This is a genomic window from Pontimicrobium sp. MEBiC01747, from assembly GCF_053601635.1.
Window position 1 is genome coordinate 1 of record NZ_JBSHNS010000363.1, and the last position, 209, is coordinate 209.

Annotated in this window: 1 protein-coding gene; it reads left to right on the forward strand. The window is 34.4% G+C overall.

Annotated features, from left to right (window positions below):
- The coding region (locus ACVC2P_RS11870; RefSeq protein ID WP_452598686.1) for a hypothetical protein at nt 1-209 on the forward strand (209 nt) is incomplete at both ends.

Sequence of the window (209 nt, forward strand, 5' to 3'; positions counted from 1 at the left end):
CCTGAAGGCTATATACAACCAGATAATACTGGTGGCTTTGAGTATATCTACCAATACAAAGACCATTTAGGTAACATTAGGCTAAGTTATGGTGATATTGATGGAGATGGTATTATAGATATCGCAGAGGACACCAATAATGATGGTGTTTTTGATACAGATATTGATGGGGATGGAGATTTAGATAGTGAGATTATTGAAGAAAATAA